Genomic DNA, 18,638 nt, shown 5'->3' on the forward strand with positions numbered 1-18,638 from the left:
CTTGGGATGCGCACGGATGAAAGTACACAAGCCACACAAAAAAGCCCACAAGATCTTCCCAAACAGACCGTCAAGTCTCCTATAGTGACCAAGACTTGCGCAGGAACTATCAGTTCCAGTTGTGCAGGATCGCCCGCACCCGTGACGAAGTGTCCTGAATTCGCCGCACCAGCACTGCCCGAACCGCCCCACCGAACCGCCCTACCGCCCCGCACCGCCCGACATCCCGCACCGTCCGCCACCGAGGACTCCGATTGCGCCCCTCACACCGGCCCACCGCACTCGCCCTGCTGATATCGGCAGCCGCAACCGGCACGCTGACCCTGTGGGCCGTCGCCGCGGCCCCTGACACGGTACGGACCCCGCTGGCCTGGGGCGCGGGCGCAGCCGCCGTGCTGCTGAGCGTCTGCGTGGCCGTCACCGTCCACGCCCTGGGGACCGCGCGGACGCTGCGCTCCCTGCGGGCCGCCGACGCCCAGCGGTTCACCTCCGAGACCTCGCGCCTGGTCTCCGCCTCCGCCGTCGAGGCCCAGCGCTTCACGGCCGAAACCGCCCGGATCAAGGGCGCCGCCGCTGCCGAGACCTCCCGGCTGGTCGCCGAGGCCCGCGCCGAGAACGAGCGGATCGTCTCGGCGGCCGCCGCCGAACAGGCCCGCCTCCAGCTCGCCATCGACCGGCTGACGGCCCGTGCGACCCGCGCCGAGACCGAGCGCTCGGCGGCCGTCGCCGCCTGCGCCAACGCGGCGGGCCGGATGCAGGCCCTGGCCACCAGCATGCTGGCCGACCTCCGCGAGATGGAGCACCGGCACTCCGACGAGTCCGTGCTCGGGGACCTGCTGCACCTGGACCACCGCACCGCCCAGGCGGGCCGCCTCGCCGACTCCATCGCCGTGCTGACCGGGGCCCGTTCCGGCCGGCGCTGGGCGAAGCCGATCGTCATGGAGTCGATCCTGCGCGGCGCGATGGGGCGGATCGGCAGCTACCAGCGGGTCCGTCTCCACTCCACCAGCGATGTCGCGATCGCCGGTCACGCGGCCGAGGGCGTCATGCACGCGCTCGCCGAACTCCTCGACAACGCGGCCAACTTCTCGCCGCCCACCGCCGAGGTGCATGTGTACGTCGAGGAGGTCCCGGCGGGCATCGTCATCACCGTCGAGGACAGCGGGCTCGTCATGAGCGAGGTGCAGCTGCGCCGCGCGGAGCGGGCGGTCTCCGCCGACCACCAGAACCTCACCAACCTCTCCGGCACCCGCCTCGGGCTCGCAGTCGTCGGCCGACTGGCCCGTAAACACGGCCTGACGGTCTCCTTCCGGCCGTCCGCGCGCGGCGGGACGGGCGCGCTGATGATGCTTCCTCAGGAGCTGATCTCCCGCGCGATCGCACCGAGCGTGGCGGCACCGGCCGTGCCGCCTGTGCCGCCCGCGGCACAGGCCCCGGCGGCTGCGGCACAGGCCCCGGAGACTGCTGCACCGGCGGCCCCGGCAGCCCCTGTGGCAGCGGCCGAACCGACTGCCCCGGCCCCCGCGGACCCCGCCCCCGTCCTCCCCGACGAGCCCGAGCCCTCGCACGCCTCGGCCGCCGAAGCGGACCTCGCCTCCGCCGACGACGCGGCCCGGACCTCCGGGACCCGCACCGAGGACGACGCCTTCACGCCCCCGACCTCGGCGGCGGAGTCCGAGTCCGAATCCGTCTCCGAGTCCACCGGCAGCGTGCCCGAGTTCGGCGAGAGCGGGCTGCCCAAGCGCCGCCGCGGCCGCACGCTGGCCGCCGCCGAAGCCCGTACCGGCAACGCCGCCCCCGGCGGAGCCGACACCCCCCGGGCCCGTACCACCGACCCGAAGGTCCAGGCAGCGCGCTTCAGCACCTTCAGCAAGGCGGTACGAGCCAACTCCCCGCACCCGGAAGGCAACACCCGATGACCGCGACCACCGACGAGAAGCTCAACTGGCTGCTGGAGGGGCTGCTCGACCGCACCCCCGGTACCCGCCACGCCCTCGTCCTGTCCCGCGACGGCCTCAAGCTGTGCCGCACCCCCGAGCTCTCCGTCGACCAGGCCGACCAGCTGGCCGCGATCTCCGCCGGGATCCAGAGCCTGTCGCACGGCGCGTCCATCGAGTTCGGCGACGGCACCGGCGGCGTACGGTCCGCGATGGCCGAGTTCTACGGCGGCGTGCTGTTCATCGTCGAGGCGGGGGCCGGGGCCCACCTGGCCGTCGTCGCCGACGAGGACTCCGACGTGGGCCTCGTCGGCCACAACATGAGCGAGCTCGTCGAGCAGCTCGGCGAGCACCTCGTCGCGCCGCCGCGCGAACCCGCCGAGGTCCCGGCCGTATGACGACGGCGCCCCGCCCCCGACCGGGCCGCGACGACGATCCGGACAGGCTGTACACCCTCACCGGGGGACGCAGCCGTTCCGACTCCGCCGCCTTCGACCTGGTGACGCTCGTCGTCGCCGAGTGCGACCCGTCCCCGGGGATGCAGTCCGAGCACGTCGCGATCCTGCGGATGTGCCAGGGCCCCACCGCCGTCGTCGAGATCGCCGCGAGCCTGAACCTGCCGGTCAGCATCGTCCGCATCCTGCTGTGCGATCTGCTCGACACCGGCCGGATCAGCGCCCGCCACCCCCGTACAGCCCGTGTCGCGGACCGGCTCCCCGACCCCGACATCCTGGAACAGGTGCTCGTTGGACTCCGCAACCTCTGACCGCGCCACCCTGAGCTCCACCGCCGACAACGGACTCAAGATCGTTGTCGTGGGCGGCTTCGGCGTCGGCAAGACCACCATGGTCCGATCCGTGAGCGAGATCCGTCCGCTCAACACGGAGGAGACCATGACCCGCGCGGGCGAGGCCGTCGACGACCTCGCCGGCGTCCACGCCAAGACGTCCACCACGGTGGCGTTCGACTTCGGCCGCATCACGCTCGACAAACGCTCCGTGCTGTACCTCTTCGGCGCGCCCGGACAGGAGCGGTTCTGGTTCCTGTGGGACCGGCTGTTCGCCAGCACGCTCGGCGCGGTCGTCCTCGTCGACACCCGCCGCCTCGCCGACTCCTGGTACGCCATCGACCGGCTGGAGCACCACGGCACGCCGTTCATCGTGGCGTGCAACGACTTCGGTGGCCCGCTCCACAGCGAGCAGCAGATCCGGGAGGCCCTGGACCTCTCGGACGACGTACCGCTGGTGGAGTGCGACGCGCGTGACCGGTCGTCCAGCAAGTACGTGCTGATCACGCTCGTCGAGCATCTCGCCGCGCTCTCCGCCGCCCGCCTCCAGACCGCCGGAACGACCGCCTCCGCGGCGGCCGCGCCCGCGGCGGCCCTGGCGGCGGCCGGCCCGACCCCGGAGCCCGCCCCGTGACCACTGTCTCCGGCTGCCCCGTCACCCACACCTCCGTCCCGCTGTCCGGGCCGCGCTTCCAGAGCGACCCCGTCCAGCTCTACCGGGACCTGCGGCGCGACCACGGGGCGATCGCGCCGGTCGTCCTCGACGGCGACGTCCCCGCCTGGCTCGTCCTCGGCTACCGCGAACTGCACCAGGTCACCGGCGACCCGGTCCTCTTCAGCCGGGACTCCGACCTGTGGAACCAGTGGGACCGCATCCCCGACGACTGGCCGCTGCTGCCGATGATCGGGCGCAAGCAGCCCTCGATCCTCTACACGGTCGGCGAACGCCACAGCGTCCGCGCGATGATGATCAGCAACGCGCTGGAGGGTGTCGACCCGTTCTCCCTGAAGCGGTACGCGGAGGAGTTCGCGGACGAGTTGATCGACCGGTTCTGCACGAAGGGCTCGGTCGACATCATCGCGGAGTACGCCAAGCTGCTCCCCGCCCTGGTCCTGGCCAGGATCTACGGCTTCTCCGACGAGGAGGCCCACCCGCTGGTCGGCGCGATCAACGACATGATCGACGGCCGGGAGCGGGCGCTGGCCGGACAGCAGCACCTGGCGACGTCCATGTTCCAGCTGCTCGCGGACAAGCACGCCGAGCCCGGTGACGACGTGGCCACCCGGATGCTCGGTGACAGCGGCGGCTTCACCGACGAGGAGGTCGCCCAGGACCTCATGGTGATGATGGCGGCCGGTCACCAGCCGACCGCCGACTGGATGGGCAACTCGCTGCGCCTGATGCTCACCGACGACCGGTTCGCCGCCTCGCTCTCCGGCGGCCGGCACAGCGTCGCCGAGGCCATGAACGAGGTCCTCTGGGAGGACACGCCGACGCAGAACGTGGCCGGCCGCTGGGCCGCCCGCGACACCCACCTCGGCGGCCGCCACATCCGCGCCGGCGACCTGCTGCTCCTCGGCCTCGCCGCCGCCAACGGGGACCCGCAGGTACGCACCGACGGCTCGGCGCTGACCGGCGGCAACAACGCCTTCCTCTCCTTCGGCCACGGCGAGCACCGCTGTCCGTTCCCGGCCCAGGAGACCGCCGAGGTCATCGCCCGTACCGGCATCGAGGTCCTGCTCGACCGGCTGCCGGACGTGGACCTCGCCGTCCCCGCCGAGCAGCTCACCCGCCGCCCGTCGCCGTGGCTGCGCGGTCTGACGGACCTGCCGGTGCTCTTCACTCCCACCCCCGCCCTCGGGGGTGTCTGAACAATTCCGCGCGGGCGGGCGACGCCCGCTGATCCCCGCCGAATTGTCAGACACCCCCTGGACAGACCCGGAAGCCACGGAGGCCCCGCATGACCCGTATCGCGCTCGACCCCTTCGTCAGAGACCTCGACGGCGAGAGCGCCGCGCTGCGGGCCGCCGGTCCGCTGGCGGAGGTGGAGCTGCCGGGCGGTGTACACGTGTACGCGGTCACCCGCCACGCGGAGGCCCGCGCGCTGCTCACCGACAGCCGGGTGGTCAAGGACATCAACGTCTGGAACGCCTGGCGGCGCGGCGAGATACCGATGGACTGGCCGCTGATCGGCCTGGCCAACCCGGGCCGCTCGATGCTGACGGTCGACGGGGCCGACCACCGCCGTCTCCGTACGCTGGTGGCGCAGGCGCTCACGGTGAAGCGGGTGGAGCGGCTGCGGGCGGGCATCGAGGCGCTGACGAACGCGAGCCTGGAGAAGCTGGCCGCGCTCCCGGCCGGGCAGCCGGTCGACCTCAAGGCCGAGTTCGCCTACCCCCTCCCCATGAACGTGATCAGCGAGCTGATGGGCGTGGACGCGGCGGACCACCCGCGGCTGAAGGAGCTGTTCGAGAAGTTCTTCTCGACGCAGACCCCGCCGGAGGAGGTCCCGCAGATGATGGCGGACCTTGGGACCCTCTTCACGAAGATCGTCGACGACAAGCGGGCGAACCCGGGCGACGACCTGACGAGCGCGCTGATCGCGGCCTCGGAGAACGGTGACCACCTCACCGACGAGGAGATCGTCAACACCCTGCAACTGATCATCGCCGCCGGACACGAGACCACGATCAGCCTGATCGTCAACATGGTGGAGGCGCTCCAGACCCACCCGGAGCAGCGCAAGAAGGTGCTCAACGGCGAGATCGGATGGGAGGGCGTGATCGAGGAGACGCTGCGCTGGAACACTCCGACCTCGCACGTCCTGATCCGCTTCGCGACGGAGGACATCGAGGTGGGCGACCGGATCCTGCCGAAGGGCGAGGGCCTGATCGTCTCGTTCGGCGCGCTGGGCCGGGACGAGGAGCAGTACGGCCCGACAGCGGGCGACTTCGACGCCGCCCGCACCCCGAACCGCCACATCGCCTTCGGCCACGGCCCGCACGTCTGCCCGGGCGCGGCCCTGTCCCGCCTGGAGGCGGGGATCGCGCTCCCGGCCCTCTACGAGCGCTTCCCGGAACTGGACCTGGCGGTCCCGGCGTCGGAGCTGCGCAACAAGCCGATCGTGACGCAGAACGACCTGTACGAGCTGCCGGTGAAACTGGGCTGCCCGTTCGGCGGCGACGCCTGATCGCTCATGGCGGGGGACGTCCACGGGCCGGAGCGCATGTCTCATCGGACGGACACGGTTACGAAGCCGTGCCACCGAGGGACTACGCTCCGTCCCGTGGCCGACATCCAGATTCCCGCTGACATCAAGCCCGCCGACGGACGCTTCGGCGCCGGTCCTTCCAAGGTACGGACGGAGGCGCTCGACGCGCTGGCCGCCACCGGCACCTCCCTCCTCGGTACGTCCCACCGCCAGGCCCCGGTCAAGAACCTGGTCGGCGAGGTACGGGACGGTGTGCGCGCGCTCTTCTCCCTGCCCGAGGGTTACGAGGTCATCCTCGGCAACGGCGGCTCGACCGCCTTCTGGGACGTGGCGACGCACGGTCTGATCGACTCGAAGTCCCAGCACCTGAACTTCGGCGAGTTCTCGTCGAAGTTCGCCAAGGCCGCGAAGCTCGCGCCCTGGCTGTCCGACCCCACCGTCATCGCCTCCGAGCCGGGCACGCACCCGGAGCCGCAGGCCGAGGCGGGGGTGGACGTCTACGCCTTCACCCACAATGAGACCTCGACGGGTGTCGCGGCGCCGGTCAAGCGCGTCGCGGGCGCCGACGAGGGCGCGCTCGTCCTGGTGGACGCCACCTCGGGCGCGGGCGGCCTGCCGGTCGACATCACCGAGTCCGACGTCTACTACTTCGCCCCGCAGAAGTCGTTCGCCTCGGACGGCGGCCTGTGGATCGGCGTGTTCTCCCCGGCGGCGCTGGAGCGCGCGGCCCGGATCCACGCCTCGGGCCGGCACATCCCGGAGTTCTTCTCGCTGCCGACGGCGATCGACAACTCGCTGAAGAACCAGACGTACAACACTCCGGCGCTGGCCACCCTCTTCCTGCTGAACGAGCAGCTGAAGTGGATGAACAGCCAGGGCGGCCTGGACTTCACGACGGGCCGGACGGCCGCGTCGTCGGGCCACCTCTACGGCTGGGCCGACGAGTCGAAGTACGCCACCCCGTTCGTCACGGACCCGGCGAAGCGCTCGCAGGTGATCGGCACGATCGACTTCGCGGACGAGATCGACGCGGCGGCGGTCGCCAAGGTGCTGCGCGCCAACGGCATCGTGGACACCGAGCCGTACCGCAAGCTGGGCCGCAACCAGCTGCGCGTGGCGATGTTCCCGGCGATCGACCCGGCGGACGTGCAGGCGCTGACGGCGTGCATCGACTACGTGATCGAAAAGCTGTAGCTCCTCGGCTCTGTACGGCTGTACGGGGACGGCCCGGCACCCACGTGGGTGCCGGGCCGTTTCTGCCTCACCCCTATCGCCCAGGAGGCCCGCCATGCCCACGGCAGCAGTCGACCGCCCCGGCGCCGATGAGCCGAAACCGCTGATCGAAGCGGCGAACCGGCTCATGGACCGGCTTCCGGGGTACCGGGTCGAGATCATCGACGGCATGCTCACCGTGGCACCGCTCCGGGACGGCCCCCATGCCAACGCGCTGACCACGGTGATGCTCCCGCTCCTCTCCGCAGGCCTCAGCGACGGCGACACCGAAGCCGAGGTCCTCCAGGGCATCGGTCTCTGGCTCCCCAGCGGCCCCGAGGACTACGCCATCCCCGACCTGTCGATCGTCGACGCCGACTTCGACGACCACCTGATCGAGAACAACTGCTACGACCCCGCCTGCTTCCGGCTGGTCCTGGAGGTCACCTCCGAGAACCACCGGACCGACCTCCGCCACAAGGTCACCGCCTACGCCCGGGCCAAGATCCCGGTCTACGTCATCGTCGACCGCAAGCACGGCCGGGTCCACGTCCTGACCGAACCCCTCCCCGCCGGCTACGACCGCCACGAGGTCTACGCCCCCGGCCAGCAGGCCCCGCTGCCCGCCTCCATCGGCGCCGAAGTCTCCCTGGACGTCGACGAGATCGTGCGCGCGGGCAGCCCGAAACGCTGAGGACGCGGGCGGCCTACTCCCCCGGTGCCCCCGCCAGCACCGCCCGCAGCACGGCTATCCCTGCCAGCCACTCCTGGTCCGCGCCGGCGTCCGCCCACAGGTCCAGCGGCTCGGCGTTCTTCGCGGTGAGGCGGTCCAGGGCGCGGACAGCCAGCGGGCGCAGATCGGCGGGGAGCGGCGGCAGGGGGTTCTTCGGGCCGTACGGCGTGGTGACGGGGTCGCCGCCGGGGCACTGGGCCGCGACCAGCGCCGCGGCGGCCACCGCCTCCTCCCCGCCGTCCACGTAGTCCTCGGGGCCCGTGCCCGCCACGGCGGTCAGGACGTCCCGGAGCACGTCCGCCTTCTTCTCCGGCTCCGCGTCGTCCACCCGGCCGCCGAAGTCGGCCGCGGTGTCGTTGTCGAAGTGGCCGATGTCCCAGGCGCCCATAGGGTCCCCCTCAATCCGTGTGCCGGTTGGTCCGCGCCCGGTCAGTCCGTTGCGCTGATGTCCCCATCCTCACAGCCACCACTGACAATCGGCCTGCGCGCAAGGACGAACCCCTGCGGCGCCCGCTCCGGGAACGGCCCGTCCGTCTCCCGCTCCCGCCACACCCGGGACACCACCTCCAGGCCCGCGTCCCGCAGCAGTTCGGCGATCCGCTCCGGCTGCCGCCGGTGGAAGACGAGCGAGATCTCCAGACCCCACGCCTCCGTCCGCCGCACCGGCTCGTCGCCGGCCTGGAAGCCCAGCTGTACGTAGCCTCCCGGGGCCAGCACGCGGTGGAACTCCGCGAAGGCGCGCGGCAGTTCCTCGTCCGGGACGTGGATCGTCGAGTACCAGGCGAGCAGCCCGCCCAGCGACGCGTCCGGCAGGTCGAGGGCGAGCATGGAGCCCTCCTCGAACCGCAGCCCGGGATGCTCCTGCCGCGCCACCGCGACCATCTGCGGGGAGAGGTCGATCCCGAACAGGTCCAGTCCCCGGCCGAGTCCGTGGAGATGCCCGGTCACCCGGCCCGTGCCGCAGCCGACATCGGCCACCGGGAGGCCGCCGCCACCCGCCGCCGCCAGTTCCGCGAACGTACTCAACAGCGCACGTTCCAAGGGCTTGGCGGCCAGCTCGCCGCGGGCGAAATCGACGTAGGCGGGGGCCATGGCGTCGTACGAGGTCCGGGTGGCGTGCAGAAAGCCGGGCGACAGGTCAGGGGTGGTCATGGCGCATCACCCTAGGCGCTCGTCAAGCCTGCTGTCCGGGTGTCAGGCGGCACCCCCGGCCAGCAGCTGCATCTCCCAGGCGAAGGCCACACCCGAGGCGCCGCCGTGCTGCGCCTGCACCTCGATGGCCCCCTGGATCGTCTCCTCGCGGGCCCAGTCGCGCTGCCACTCGGCCATCACGGCCAGCCATGTGATCGGCACGACGCCCACCTGGACCATGCGCCGTACCGCCATGTCGTGGGCCTCGGCCGACACGCCCCCGGACGCGTCGGTGACGGCGTAGACCTCGAACCCCTCGCCCGCCGCCTGGATGGCCGGCATCGCCAGGCATATCTCCGTCCAGAGCCCGGCGAGGATCAGCTTCTTGCGGCCGGTCGCCCTGACGGCGTCGACGACGCGCTCGTCCTGCCAGGTGTTGATGAGCGTCCGGTCGATCGGCTTCTGGTCCGGGAACACGTCTTGGACGCCCTGGATCAGCCGGCCGCCGCGCTCCGCCAGCACCGTCGTCAGGATGGTCGGGACGCCGTACGCCTTGGCGGTCTTGGCGAGCCCGACGACGTTGTTCACGACCATCGTCGGCTCATGGCTGTGCAGGTTGGCGACCTGGAACGGCTGATGGTCGATCAGCACCACGACGCTCTCCTCGGGCGTCAGCAGCGCGTCGAGTCCGGCCTTGTTCTGGGCGCTCATGGGAATCCCCTCCAGCAGCTGGTTGATACGTCATCCACCCTAGGCATGGGTGGTTGACGCGTCAACCATGGTCTGGCGCAGGAGACTTGCCGCGAACGCCGCCCCGAGCCTCCGATGGAGACGCCCGGGGCGGCCTCGCTACGCTCCTCGCATGAACGCGACGCCTCGCTGGCTGAACCCGGAGCAGCAGGCCGCCTGGGACGGCTTCATCCGCATGCAGGAGAAGCTCATCGGACGGCTGTCGCGCCGGGTCCAGGCCGACTCCCGCATGTCCCCCGCCGACTACATCGTGCTGGCCAAACTCACCGAGGCCGGCGGGCGCATGCGCTTCATGGACCTGACCAAGCTGGTGGAGTGGGAGAAGAGCCGCATGTCCCACCAGGTGGCGCGGATGGCCAAGCGCGGTCTCGTGACCAAGGAGGACTGCCCCGACGACGGACGCGGCGCGTTCATCGTCGCCACACCGGCCGGCCGCGAGGCGATCGAGGAGGCCGCGCCCGTGCACGTCGAGCACGTCCGGCGGCTGTTCATCGACGCGCTCACCCAGGAAGAGCTGGACACCCTGGCCCGGATCTCGAACCGCGTCCTCGCCCACCTGGAGAAGCAGCCCGACTGACGGAACTCCGCCTTACGGCACCGGCAGCGGTGTCACGCTCGCGGCCCACCGCCGCTCACTGTCCTCCCACTCCCCGGTCGGGCCGAGACCCGCCGCCACCGCCACGGCTGCGGACGCGACGTGGTCGGGGTGGATGTGGGCGACGAGCTCCCGGACGCCCCCGGCCGAGGCCAGATGCGCCGCCAGGCCCTGCGCGGCCTCGCTCGCGTAACCCCGGCCCTGCCAGGGCGTTCCGACGACCCAGGCGATCTCCGCGCGGGGCCCTCGTACCGTCGCCTGGACGTATCCGACGAGTTCCCCGTACGCCTTCTCGTCCCCGGCCGTACGAACCCTGAGCACCCAGTTCCACCACCGCTCCCCCGCGTCCGGCGACCCGGCGCACTGGCGCTCGTACCGGGACCGCAGCGCGGCCGGGGCGGGCGGCTCGCCCCCGGTGAACACGTACAGCGCCGGGTCCGCGAGGACGGCAGCCATCTCCTCGGCGTACGCCGGTTCGAGCGGGAGCGCGTCGAGGCGGGCGGTGGCGAAGGGCTGCGGGGTGAGGGGCAAGGGGGTCGCGGTCGTCGGCACGAGGCCCGACCCTACGCGGCCGGCGTCCGCCCCGACCGCCCTTTTCCGAGCCAGTGGCTGTTCAGCCCCTCACCGGCTCAGGCGCTGGAAGCGGCGCACCGCCAGCGGCAGGAACACCAGCGTGACCACCAGCGGCCACACCACCGCCATCAGCACCGCGTGCTGCTCGACCCAGGTCCCGCCGCCCGCCACCGGGTTGCCGAACAGTTCGCGCGTCGCCGTCGCGGTCGAGGAGATCGGGTTCCAGGCAGCGACGAAGCCGAGCCAGTCCGGCATCAGGGACGGCGAGACGAAGGTGCTGGAGATCATGGTGAGGGGGAAGGCGACCGCGTACAGCCCGCCCGCCGCCTCCGGGGTGGGGACCAGCATGCCGAGCCAGACGCCCACCCAGATCAGGCTGAACCGCAGCAGCAGGAGCAGCCCGAACGCCCCGAGCGCGCCCAGCGGCCCGCCGTCCGCGCGCCAGCCGATCAGCAGGGCCGTGACGGCCAGGATGGTCAGCTCGGCGGAGGCCACCACCAGATCGGCCGCCCCGCGCCCGGAGGCGAACGCGGACGGGGCCATCGGCATGGACCGGAAGCGGTCGACGACCCCCTTCGAGGCGTCGGTGACGACGGCGACGGCGGTGTTCATGAAGCCCATGGCCATGGTCATGGCGAACATGCCGGGCATCAGGAACTCCCGGTAATCCCCGCCGCCGGGCACCTTCATCGCGCTGCCGAAGACGTATCCGTACAGCAGGAGGGAGAGGATCGGGAAGCCGAGCTGCCAGACGATCGCGGCGGGCTGACGCTGGTAGTGGGTGAGGGTGCGACGGGTGATGTTCCAGCAGTCGACGACGGCCCAGTAAACGAGGCTGTGGGAGGAGTCGGGGTTACGGGAGGGGCCGGGGCCGTCTCCCGGGCGGCGTACGCCCGTCGTCGCGGCGCTGCGTCCGAATGTCGTCATGCCGCCGCCACCTCCGGGGCGTCGTGGTTCTCGGCCGTACCGTGACCCGTCAGCCGCAGGAACACGTCGTCCAGGCTCGGCCGGCGCAGCCCGATGTCCTCCACCGCGATGCCTTCGTCCTGGAGGCTCCGGACCACCTCGGTGAGCGCGGCCACCCGGTCGGCGACCTGGGCGTGCACCCGGCGGGCGGGGGCGTCGGTGACGACGAGCCCGCCCCCGGCCACCCGGTCGACGGTCTTCGCGACCGCGTCCAGGTCGCCCGGGTCGGCGGCGACGACCTCGATCCGGTCGCCGCCGACGCGGTTCTTCAGCGCGTCCGGGGTGTCGTCGGCGATGGCCCGGCCCCGGTCGATGACGGTGATGTGCGAGGCGAGCCGGTCCGCCTCGTCGAGGTACTGCGTGGTCAGCAGCACCGTCGTACCGCCCGCCACCAGCGCCCGGACCGCCTCCCAGACCTCGCCCCGGCTTCGCGGGTCGAGCCCGGTCGTCGGCTCGTCCAGGAAGAGCACGTCGGGCTGGAGGATCATCGAGGAGGCGAGGTCGAGCCGGCGCCGCATGCCGCCGCTGTACTCCTTGGCGGACTTGTCGGCCGCGTCGGTCAGGTCGAACCGGTCCAGCAGTTCCCCGGCGCGCTGCCGGGCCCGGCGGTTGCCGAGGTGGAAGAGGCGCCCGAACATCTCCAGGTTCTGCCGCCCGGTGAGTCCTTCGTCGACGGCGGCGTACTGGCCGGTGAGCCCGATCCGGCTCCGTACGCGGCGGGGTTCGCGGGCCACGTCGAGCCCGGCGACCTCGGCCCGGCCCGCGTCGTACCGCAGCAGGGTGGCGAGGACCCGCACGGCGGTGGTCTTGCCGGCCCCGTTCGGGCCGAGGAGGCCGTGGACGGTGCCGGGGCGGACGGCGAGGTCGAACCCGTCGAGGGCCCGTTTCTCCTTGTACCGCTTCACGACGCCCTCGGCGAGCACCGCGTATCCGGATGCGGATGCGGACATGACGTACCCCCTGATTCCACTCGACGGCCGAAAGATCGGCCGCCCGAATTGAGCACACCGTACCCGATTATGAGTACGGCGTACCCACTTTCTCTCCGGCCCATTACGCTGAGCCCATGACGAACGACGGAACGACAGCCGGGACAGCGTCGAAGACGGACGGTTCGGCCACCGGGAGCGGCGACATCGCGCGCAGCCTGGAGCTTCTGTGGGGCACGGGCGAGCGCCCCAGCCGCGGCCCGAAACCGGGGCTGTCCCTGGACCGGATCGTCACCGCCGCCGTCGCCGTCGCGGACGCGGAGGGGCTGGCCGCCGTCTCGATGCGTCGGCTCTCCACGGAGCTGGGCACGGGCACGATGTCGCTCTACCGGTACGTCCCCGGCAAGGCGGAGCTGCTGGACCTGATGCTCGACCGGGTGCAGGGCGAACCGTTCGCCGCCCGCCCCGACGAGCCGCCCGCCGACTGGCGCGCGGCGATCGACGGGATGGCCCGGGGGCACCTGGAGAATCTGCGCCGCCACCCCTGGCTGCTGAAGATCAACCAGGCCCGTACGGTGCTCGGCCCCAGCGCCCTGCGCGGACTGGAGCTCGCGCTCACGGGCCTCCGCGACATGGGCCTGCGGGACCCCGAGCTGATCGGCGTGATCATCGCGGTGAACAGCTTCGTGGAGGGCCTGGCCCGTACGCAGGCCGACGCGGCGGAGGCGGTGGCGCAGACCGGGCTGAGCGACGAGGCGTTCTGGGACCACCAGCGCCCGTTCCTGGAGCGGGCCATGCTGAGCGGCGCGTACCCGGTGATGGCGGCCATGGCGGAGGACACCTTCAGCTCCGAGTTCGACCACTTCGAGTTCGGCCTTGAGCGGCTGATCGCCGGTTTCGACGCACTGGTCCGGGAGCGGGCGGCGGAACGGGCTGCGTCCCGCACATGACAGGGCGGCCGGTGCGTGCCCCAATGGATATATGGATGCCAGCCGGGAGCTCGCTCCTTTCGTCAAGCAGTACGCCGTCCTGCTGAGCACCCACCGGCAGGACGGGACCTCCGTCGGCACGCCGGTCAACATCGCCGTCGAGGGCGATCACGCGTTCATCCGCACGTTCTCGTCCGCCTGGAAGGTCGAGCGGATGCGCAACCACCCGCGGGTGGAGCTCGCCCCCTGCACGGTGTGGGGCGTCCCGACCGGACCGCAGATCAGGGCGCACGCGCGGCTGCTGCGGCCGGGCACGAAGGAGAACACGCACGCGGCGCGGATGCTGTCGCGCAAGTACCCGGTCGTGCAGGGCGTGCTGGTCCCGCTCGCGCACCGGCTGAAGCGGGACCGGACACTGCATTACGAGGTGTGGCCGATGACGGACGAGGACTGAGGGGAGCTAGCCCTGCCCCCTACCCCTGCCCCCTATCCCTGCCCCCGCTTCCGCCGGAGTGCGAGCCACAGCACGCCCGCCCCGATGACGATCGCCGCACCGAGCCCGGCGCCGCTCTTGCCGGCGCCTTCCCCGCCACCGCCCTGGTCACCGGCTTCGCCGCCGGCACTCCCGGAGGGCTTCCCCCGCTCCTGATCGCCGCCGGGGCCGCCGCCCGGCACCTCCACCCGGACGACGTCACTCCGCGCCCCCTCCGAGCCGAACATCATGGCCGAGCCGTCCGCCGTGTACGTCACGGACTCGGCCTGCCGCTGGAACGGGGCGGCGACGGACCGGTCCTCGCCGAGGCGGCCGTTCTCGAAGGCGTACTCGCGGGCGCTGAAGTACGAACGCAGCACCAGGTGCTTCCCGTCGGGCGAGAAGGCCCCGTCCGTGACCCACGGCACCTCGTCGACCCGCCGGAAGGTGTTCACGGCCCCGGCGGTCAGCTTCGCGGGGCCTTCGTAGAGGCCGCCGCCGTCCTCGTTCTTGGAGGCGATGTAGACGCGGCCGGTCTTCGGGTGGACCATCAGCGCCTCGGCGTTGCGGGCCCCGTCGGCGTACTTCACGTCGTACTGGACGGCGTCGACGGTGGCGTCGCGCAGCTCCTTCGGCTCGGGGAACCGGTAGATCCAGACATGGCTCCAGGAGCCGTCCAGGTTGTCGCCGATGTCGCCGACGTAGATGTTCCCGTCGGGCCCGATGGAGATGGCCTCGACATCACGCGGCTCCCCGATGCCGCGCATGGTGATCGTCGCGACGGTCTTGCCCGTACGGGAGTCGACGGCGAAGACGTAGGGGCCGTCGTCGCTGTCGTTGTGCGTCCAGTAGACGCCGGGGTGGACGCGGCTGGCGGCGAGGCCGCTGGACTCGGTGATACGGGGGTCCTCGATCGTGAAGTCACGGTCGGGCCGCCCGTCGTCGGCCACGGCCGGGCCGGCCCCGGCGAACAGCGGGACGAGCACCGCGAGGGAGGTGGCGAGAGCGGCGGCGGCGCGGCCGGCCGGCCCGGTCGGATACAGGCGCATGACCCAAGTGTCCATCGTCACGTCGCAGGCCGGAGCCGTGATCGGCCATGATGACGCCATGCGTTTCCTCTTCGTCGGCGATTCCATGACCATCGGGCACGCCGGCGACTTCACCTGGCGTTACCGGATGTGGCAGCACCTGGAGGCGTTCCCCGGCCTCCCGTACGAGATCGTCGGCCCGCGCTCGACGCTGTACGACGCCGAGGCGGACGCCCCGCTCTCCCACGCGTACGCCGACCCGTCTTTCCCGCCCGCCGCCCGCCGTCATCTGTCCGGCTGGGGCGAGGGCTGGCTGCACATGGCCCCGGTGATCGCGGACGCGGTGCGCGAGACGGAGGCGGACGTCCTGCTGGTCTCGCTGGGCCTGATAGACCTCGGCTTCTACACGGACGCCGAGCAGACAGCGGCGAACGCCCGCGCGTTCATCACGGCGGCCCGCACGGCGAACCCGCGGCTGCGCATGGTCCTGCTCCCGGTGATACCGAACATCCGGGCCGAGACGGACGCCCCCTTCGCCGCCTCCTGCGCCCGCTTCAACGAACTGCTGGCCAAGGCCGTGGCCGACCTGGACACCCCGTCCTCCCCCCTCCTGCTGGCCTCGCGCCCGCCGGGCTACGACATCCACACGGACACGTACGACGGCACCCACCCCGGCCCGACCGGCGAACACCTCCTGGCGGCGACCTTCGCCGACGCGATGCACCAGGCGTGGGGGCTGGGCGGCCCGTACGCGGCCGGGCCCGCGCCCCAGGAGTCATTGGTCTCCGCCACGGTCTGAGGCCCGACCGTCACGGCTCCCACACCGAGGAGTCGTGCGCGAAGAACACCCGTGCCGGATCGAACGCGGCCAGCCGGTCCAGCCAGGGCCGGTAGGGCGGCAGCGGCTGCGCCACCCCGTCGAGCGCGGCGCGGCGGGCCAGCTCGTCGGACGCGTAGTGCGAGGCGAAGTCGTGGGCCTGCCCGGCGAGGGCGACGACAGTGCCGTCATCGCGCCGGACCACCAGCGACTGGTGTCCGTCCGTATGGCCGGGAGTCGGCACGATCCACACCCCGGGCCAGAGCTCGGCCTCCCCGGAAAGCTCCTCGTACACCGCACCGGGAAAGTCGACCAGGGCGTCGATGGTGTACCCGCCCCGCCGCGCGACGGCCAGCTCGGTCTCCTGGACCAGGATGGGCACCCCGGCCAGCAGAGGATTTCCGCCGATGTGGTCGAAGTGGAGATGGCAGTTCACGACGAGGGCCACGTCCTCAAGTGCCGCCCCCACGGCGGCAAGCGCACCGTCCAGCGGGCGGCGCCGGGGCCGGTAGTGCGCTTCGGCGCCGGGATCCCCCGCCCCGATCCCCGTATCGAAGAGAATCCGGCCGCGCTCGTGCTCGACGAGGTAGGCGAGCACCGGTTCGACCCGGGGGTGCGGCCCGCCGGTCTCGGACGCGGGCCGAACGAAGGAGCCGAGGTCGAGGCGGTGCACGGTCACGGTCGCGGTCGTGTTCGTACGCTGCGTCATCCGGCCAGCCTGTCAGCTCGGCCGACCGGTTGTCCCCGATCTCAGGCGTCCCGAGCGAGCCTTCGACCGTCATGGGTACGTACGCGGGGCGCTCCGCCCAGCAGCGCATCGGTGACCCTGACCGCGTAGACCTCGGCCATGCGGCTGGTCACCTCGTCCGGCGTCAGCCATTCAACTGCCGATGCCTCGTCCGTCAGTTGCTCGTGACCGCCTTCGACGCGACAGCGGAAGACCAGAGCGACGATGCCTCGGGAGGTGTTCTTGTAGACGCCGGTCAGCCGGTCCACCTGAACCTTGGCACCCGTCTCCTCGAAGACCTCGCGTCGGACGCCGTCCTCGGGAGCCTCGGCCAGTTCGAGCACACCCCCGGGCGGCTCCCAGGTCCCGTTGTCCGCAGCGTTGGCCCGCAGCACCTCCGCAACCACCCCGGCGCCGCCAGCGTGGACGGTTCATGTCCACGCAGGCGGCAGGATCACCGTCGGCGGCACAGGACTGCCAAGTCCCTCCAACAGCCCCTCAGGAGCCGGCCCTGTGGCGCCTTCGAGGGTCATGCTCCCGCCGCTGTACCTCATACCGATGAACAGCACAGAGTCCGGGTCATCGTTCTGCACTGGTGCGTCGTGGAACGTCACGGAATCAAAGGAGACAGCGCAGTCCTCAAACTCCACATGGGCGAACGACACAAACCCGCCGAGAAAGGTTGCCTCACTGAAGTTCACAGATCCGCCGGAGAACCTCGCGTGGCCGAATGACACCGTGCCTCCGGAGAACCTCGCGTTCGTGAAGAACACGTCGCAGGAGAACGTCGCGCTGTTGAAGTGCACGTCGCCGCCGGAGAACTCCGCGTCGATGAAGAACAACATCGCGTCGTCGGAGAACGTCGCGTGCTCGAAGTGCACGTCTCCGCCGGCGAACTCTACGTAGCTGAAAGACACCGTGTCCTCGGAAAACCGCGCACCGGCGAAGGACACCCTGCCCCCCGAGAACCTCGCCCCGGTGAAATCCAACTCGCCGTCGATGATGACGCCGGTCAGGTCAAGGTCGCACCCCTGCCAGGAACCGTGGGTTTCTGGCGCCCGCCGGTAGTGGTCGCCGATGAGGCGCAAGATCGTGTGGCGGACCTTGCGCAGGGCCAGGTAGCGGTGGTGTTCCTTCCGGTTGGCATCGTCGGTGCCTGGGTCGGGGGTGAACGGGAGCTGGAGGTAAGCGCACAGGACATCGATGCATGTCTGGCGCAGGCCACTGTCCGGCGCGTCGTCGGCGAGACCGGCCAGGGCGTGGACCCCGCCCAGGCGCACCGCCGGAGATTCGTCACCGAGCTGGCCCACAGCCGTGGTGAACCGCTCGGTATGCAGACGGGTCGCTTCCCGCCGGGCCCCCTCCTCATCCACGCGCTGGCGTCGGTAGGCCACCACCAGGGCGACCAGGGCACCCGCGCCGGCGACCACGCCGAAGGACAACGTCACCAGGTCGAAGAGGGTCTTCGCGTCAATGCGGCGCTGAGGCTTGAGGCCTTGCACCGCGAGCAGCTCCCACCCGGTGTAGAAGACCCCCGCCGCAACGAGAACCGCCAAGGTGAAGGTGAGGGCAAGAGCACGGCCGACGGGCCACAGCCGCAGGCCACGGTCTCCCCGACGGGACGGCGAACGCGTCTTCATGACTACAAGGACACACCAGATCGCATGAACATTTGCCCGAACCCGACAAGCCGCAGCCGCAGGGCGACCGCGCGCCGCGACTTCAGCGGGCCCGTATGACGCTCAGCGTGCCGTGGCGGCCTGCCCTGCGTGGCTCGCACCGGGCTCCGAGCCGTTCGAGCGCCATCTTCCGGTGTGAGGTCTCTACAGAAGGCGAGGCC

At 71.5% G+C, this 18,638-nt stretch carries 22 protein-coding genes; 12 read left to right on the forward strand and 10 right to left on the reverse strand.

All coding sequences use genetic code 11. The annotated features are described in order from the left end of the window. The first annotated feature begins 254 nt into the window (after positions 1-254). The 8 genes from A3Q37_RS27525 to A3Q37_RS27560 all read left to right on the forward strand — a co-directional run bounded on the left by A3Q37_RS27525 (position 255) and on the right by A3Q37_RS27560 (position 7,842). Positions 255-1,919, forward strand: a complete 1,665-nt coding sequence (locus A3Q37_RS27525; protein WP_065488322.1) for an ATP-binding protein — start codon at positions 255-257, stop codon at positions 1,917-1,919. Beyond that, positions 1,916-2,335 carry a roadblock/LC7 domain-containing protein gene (locus A3Q37_RS27530; RefSeq protein ID WP_006126641.1) on the forward strand — a complete coding sequence of 140 codons (420 nt, stop codon included), beginning with the start codon at positions 1,916-1,918 and terminating at the stop codon, positions 2,333-2,335. Before A3Q37_RS27525 ends, A3Q37_RS27530 begins: the two co-directional genes overlap by 4 nt. Then, entirely contained in the window at positions 2,332-2,703 is a 372-nt protein-coding gene (locus tag A3Q37_RS27535) for a DUF742 domain-containing protein (RefSeq protein ID WP_006126640.1), read from the forward strand. Before A3Q37_RS27530 ends, A3Q37_RS27535 begins: the two co-directional genes overlap by 4 nt. Beyond that, the gene (locus A3Q37_RS27540) at positions 2,684-3,358 is read left to right on the forward strand and encodes an ATP/GTP-binding protein (protein ID WP_065488323.1); all 675 of its coding nucleotides are present in this window, start codon (positions 2,684-2,686) and stop codon (positions 3,356-3,358) included. The genes A3Q37_RS27535 and A3Q37_RS27540 overlap by 20 nt, the downstream gene beginning before the upstream one ends. Next, complete coding sequence (locus A3Q37_RS27545; protein WP_065488324.1) at positions 3,355-4,596, forward strand: cytochrome P450; 1,242 nt, start codon at positions 3,355-3,357, stop codon at positions 4,594-4,596. The genes A3Q37_RS27540 and A3Q37_RS27545 overlap by 4 nt, the downstream gene beginning before the upstream one ends. A gap of 89 nt (positions 4,597-4,685) precedes the next feature. After that, positions 4,686-5,915, forward strand: a complete 1,230-nt coding sequence (locus tag A3Q37_RS27550; RefSeq protein WP_065488325.1) for a cytochrome P450 — start codon at positions 4,686-4,688, stop codon at positions 5,913-5,915. A gap of 96 nt (positions 5,916-6,011) precedes the next feature. Beyond that, the gene (serC, locus tag A3Q37_RS27555; protein ID WP_065488326.1) at positions 6,012-7,130 is read left to right on the forward strand and encodes a phosphoserine transaminase; all 1,119 of its coding nucleotides are present in this window, start codon (positions 6,012-6,014) and stop codon (positions 7,128-7,130) included. Between the two features lie 94 nt (positions 7,131-7,224). Next, entirely contained in the window at positions 7,225-7,842 is a 618-nt protein-coding gene (locus A3Q37_RS27560; RefSeq protein WP_065488327.1) for a Uma2 family endonuclease, read from the forward strand. A gap of 13 nt (positions 7,843-7,855) precedes the next feature. On the opposite strand, the gene A3Q37_RS27565 is transcribed toward A3Q37_RS27560, so the two are convergent. The 3 genes from A3Q37_RS27565 to A3Q37_RS27575 are packed head-to-tail and all read right to left on the reverse strand — an operon-like array spanning position 7,856 to position 9,723. After that, positions 7,856-8,269: a DUF4259 domain-containing protein gene (locus A3Q37_RS27565; protein WP_065488329.1), complete on the reverse strand. Its 414-nt coding sequence runs from the start codon at positions 8,267-8,269 to the stop codon at positions 7,856-7,858. Positions 8,270-8,310: 41 nt separating this feature from the next. Next, positions 8,311-9,033 carry a class I SAM-dependent methyltransferase gene (locus A3Q37_RS27570; RefSeq protein WP_065488331.1) on the reverse strand — a complete coding sequence of 241 codons (723 nt, stop codon included), beginning with the start codon at positions 9,031-9,033 and terminating at the stop codon, positions 8,311-8,313. 42 nt (positions 9,034-9,075) lie between these two features. After that, positions 9,076-9,723, reverse strand: coding sequence for a hydrolase (locus A3Q37_RS27575; RefSeq protein WP_065488333.1), 648 nt, complete (start codon positions 9,721-9,723; stop codon positions 9,076-9,078). Between the two features lie 151 nt (positions 9,724-9,874). On the opposite strand from A3Q37_RS27575, the gene A3Q37_RS27580 reads away from it, so the two are divergent. Next, on the forward strand, positions 9,875-10,339 hold the full coding sequence (locus tag A3Q37_RS27580) for a MarR family winged helix-turn-helix transcriptional regulator (RefSeq protein ID WP_065488335.1): 465 nt from the start codon (positions 9,875-9,877) through the stop codon (positions 10,337-10,339). A gap of 12 nt (positions 10,340-10,351) precedes the next feature. On the opposite strand, the gene A3Q37_RS27585 is transcribed toward A3Q37_RS27580, so the two are convergent. The 3 genes from A3Q37_RS27585 to A3Q37_RS27595 form a co-directional block, all read right to left on the reverse strand. After that, positions 10,352-10,909: a GNAT family N-acetyltransferase gene (locus A3Q37_RS27585; protein ID WP_065488337.1), complete on the reverse strand. Its 558-nt coding sequence runs from the start codon at positions 10,907-10,909 to the stop codon at positions 10,352-10,354. Between the two features lie 69 nt (positions 10,910-10,978). Further along, positions 10,979-11,857, reverse strand: coding sequence for an ABC transporter permease (locus A3Q37_RS27590; protein ID WP_065488339.1), 879 nt, complete (start codon positions 11,855-11,857; stop codon positions 10,979-10,981). Continuing rightward, entirely contained in the window at positions 11,854-12,846 is a 993-nt protein-coding gene (locus A3Q37_RS27595; protein ID WP_065488341.1) for an ATP-binding cassette domain-containing protein, read from the reverse strand. The genes A3Q37_RS27590 and A3Q37_RS27595 overlap by 4 nt, the downstream gene beginning before the upstream one ends. A gap of 116 nt (positions 12,847-12,962) precedes the next feature. On the opposite strand from A3Q37_RS27595, the gene A3Q37_RS27600 reads away from it, so the two are divergent. Together A3Q37_RS27600 and A3Q37_RS27605 are read left to right on the forward strand one after the other, a co-directional pair. Next, positions 12,963-13,775: a TetR/AcrR family transcriptional regulator C-terminal domain-containing protein gene (locus tag A3Q37_RS27600; protein WP_065488343.1), complete on the forward strand. Its 813-nt coding sequence runs from the start codon at positions 12,963-12,965 to the stop codon at positions 13,773-13,775. Positions 13,776-13,806: 31 nt separating this feature from the next. Beyond that, positions 13,807-14,208 carry a PPOX class F420-dependent oxidoreductase gene (locus A3Q37_RS27605; protein ID WP_065488345.1) on the forward strand — a complete coding sequence of 134 codons (402 nt, stop codon included), beginning with the start codon at positions 13,807-13,809 and terminating at the stop codon, positions 14,206-14,208. 32 nt (positions 14,209-14,240) lie between these two features. On the opposite strand, the gene A3Q37_RS27610 is transcribed toward A3Q37_RS27605, so the two are convergent. Next, on the reverse strand, positions 14,241-15,275 hold the full coding sequence (locus A3Q37_RS27610) for a hypothetical protein (protein WP_065488347.1): 1,035 nt from the start codon (positions 15,273-15,275) through the stop codon (positions 14,241-14,243). Here A3Q37_RS27610 and A3Q37_RS27615 point away from each other — a divergent pair. Beyond that, positions 15,274-16,053, forward strand: coding sequence for a GDSL-type esterase/lipase family protein (locus tag A3Q37_RS27615; RefSeq protein WP_176711524.1), 780 nt, complete (start codon positions 15,274-15,276; stop codon positions 16,051-16,053). The two genes, A3Q37_RS27610 and A3Q37_RS27615, sit on opposite strands and share 2 nt — an antisense overlap. 10 nt (positions 16,054-16,063) lie before the next feature. On the opposite strand, the gene A3Q37_RS27620 is transcribed toward A3Q37_RS27615, so the two are convergent. The 3 genes from A3Q37_RS27620 to A3Q37_RS27630 are packed head-to-tail and all read right to left on the reverse strand — an operon-like array spanning position 16,064 to position 18,438. Next, positions 16,064-16,780, reverse strand: a complete 717-nt coding sequence (locus A3Q37_RS27620; RefSeq protein WP_065488349.1) for an N-acyl homoserine lactonase family protein — start codon at positions 16,778-16,780, stop codon at positions 16,064-16,066. 41 nt (positions 16,781-16,821) lie between these two features. Beyond that, on the reverse strand, positions 16,822-17,205 hold the full coding sequence (locus tag A3Q37_RS27625; protein ID WP_065488351.1) for an NUDIX domain-containing protein: 384 nt from the start codon (positions 17,203-17,205) through the stop codon (positions 16,822-16,824). Between the two features lie 24 nt (positions 17,206-17,229). After that, positions 17,230-18,438, reverse strand: coding sequence for a pentapeptide repeat-containing protein (locus A3Q37_RS27630; RefSeq protein WP_065488353.1), 1,209 nt, complete (start codon positions 18,436-18,438; stop codon positions 17,230-17,232). Between the last annotated feature and the right edge of the window lie 200 nt (positions 18,439-18,638).

Origin of the sequence: Streptomyces sp. PTY087I2 (assembly GCF_001687325.1) — a bacterium.
Classification (GTDB): domain Bacteria; phylum Actinomycetota; class Actinomycetes; order Streptomycetales; family Streptomycetaceae; genus Streptomyces.

What these genes read in the sequence shown, in the direction of transcription:
- A3Q37_RS27605 (WP_065488345.1), top strand. Translation starts at nt 13,807, where the DNA reads ATGGATGCCAGCCGGGAGCTCGCTCCTTTCGTCAAGCAGTACGCCGTC.
- A3Q37_RS27620 (WP_065488349.1), bottom strand. Translation starts at nt 16,780, where the DNA reads ATGACGCAGCGTACGAACACGACCGCGACCGTGACCGTGCACCGCCTC.
- A3Q37_RS27565 (WP_065488329.1), bottom strand. Translation starts at nt 8,269, where the DNA reads ATGGGCGCCTGGGACATCGGCCACTTCGACAACGACACCGCGGCCGAC.
- A3Q37_RS27630 (WP_065488353.1), bottom strand. Translation starts at nt 18,438, where the DNA reads ATGAAGACGCGTTCGCCGTCCCGTCGGGGAGACCGTGGCCTGCGGCTG.
- A3Q37_RS27600 (WP_065488343.1), top strand. Translation starts at nt 12,963, where the DNA reads ATGACGAACGACGGAACGACAGCCGGGACAGCGTCGAAGACGGACGGT.
- A3Q37_RS27615 (WP_176711524.1), top strand. Translation starts at nt 15,274, where the DNA reads ATGACCCAAGTGTCCATCGTCACGTCGCAGGCCGGAGCCGTGATCGGC.
- A3Q37_RS27570 (WP_065488331.1), bottom strand. Translation starts at nt 9,033, where the DNA reads ATGACCACCCCTGACCTGTCGCCCGGCTTTCTGCACGCCACCCGGACC.
- A3Q37_RS27550 (WP_065488325.1), top strand. Translation starts at nt 4,686, where the DNA reads ATGACCCGTATCGCGCTCGACCCCTTCGTCAGAGACCTCGACGGCGAG.
- A3Q37_RS27590 (WP_065488339.1), bottom strand. Translation starts at nt 11,857, where the DNA reads ATGACGACATTCGGACGCAGCGCCGCGACGACGGGCGTACGCCGCCCG.
- A3Q37_RS27530 (WP_006126641.1), top strand. Translation starts at nt 1,916, where the DNA reads ATGACCGCGACCACCGACGAGAAGCTCAACTGGCTGCTGGAGGGGCTG.
- A3Q37_RS27535 (WP_006126640.1), top strand. Translation starts at nt 2,332, where the DNA reads ATGACGACGGCGCCCCGCCCCCGACCGGGCCGCGACGACGATCCGGAC.
- A3Q37_RS27580 (WP_065488335.1), top strand. Translation starts at nt 9,875, where the DNA reads ATGAACGCGACGCCTCGCTGGCTGAACCCGGAGCAGCAGGCCGCCTGG.
- A3Q37_RS27560 (WP_065488327.1), top strand. Translation starts at nt 7,225, where the DNA reads ATGCCCACGGCAGCAGTCGACCGCCCCGGCGCCGATGAGCCGAAACCG.
- A3Q37_RS27610 (WP_065488347.1), bottom strand. Translation starts at nt 15,275, where the DNA reads ATGCGCCTGTATCCGACCGGGCCGGCCGGCCGCGCCGCCGCCGCTCTC.
- A3Q37_RS27595 (WP_065488341.1), bottom strand. Translation starts at nt 12,846, where the DNA reads ATGTCCGCATCCGCATCCGGATACGCGGTGCTCGCCGAGGGCGTCGTG.
- A3Q37_RS27575 (WP_065488333.1), bottom strand. Translation starts at nt 9,723, where the DNA reads ATGAGCGCCCAGAACAAGGCCGGACTCGACGCGCTGCTGACGCCCGAG.